Below are 544 nucleotides of genomic sequence, written 5' to 3'. Positions count from 1 at the left end.
CACACCGTAATCTGGAAAGCATGATCGAAGAGGGCACGTTCCGTGAAGATTTGTTCTATCGTTTGAACGTTTTCCCAATCGAAATGCCAGCGCTAAAAGAGCGTAAGCAAGATATCCCATTGTTATTACAAGAGCTGATGACACGTCTGGAAGCCGAAGGCGGCCAGCCAATCTGTTTCACGCCGCGTGCGATCAACTCTTTGATGGAACACCACTGGCCGGGTAACGTGCGCGAGTTAGCTAACCTTGTTGAGCGCATGATCATTTTGTACCCAAACAGTCTGGTTGATGTGAACCATCTTCCGACGAAATATCGCTACAGTGATATTCCAGAGTTCCAACCTGAAGGTAATCCGTTCACTTCGATTGAAGAGCAAGAACGCGATGTGTTCCAAGACATCTTCTCGGAAGATTTCAGCTTTGATGAGCAAAGCGATCTGGATCACAACATGAATGCGCCTCAAGCGTTGCCACCAGAAGGGGTGAACTTAAAAGAGCTGTTGGCAGATTTGGAAGTCAACATGATCAGCCAAGCGTTAGAAGC

The 544-nt window shown here is 47.4% G+C and carries 1 protein-coding gene; it reads left to right on the top strand.

Features of this window, described 5'->3' with window-relative positions; all coding sequences use genetic code 11:
• Positions 1 to 544 (top strand): sigma 54-interacting transcriptional regulator (locus R7Z49_RS27065; RefSeq protein WP_318112755.1); only part of this gene is annotated, 544 nt, incomplete at both ends.

The organism is Vibrio sp. 1562, assembly GCF_033340155.1.
GTDB classification, from domain to species: Bacteria; Pseudomonadota; Gammaproteobacteria; order Enterobacterales; family Vibrionaceae; genus Vibrio; species Vibrio alginolyticus.
Note: the sequence above shows the minus strand (reverse complement) of the source record. Positions and strands in the feature narration are given on the sequence as shown.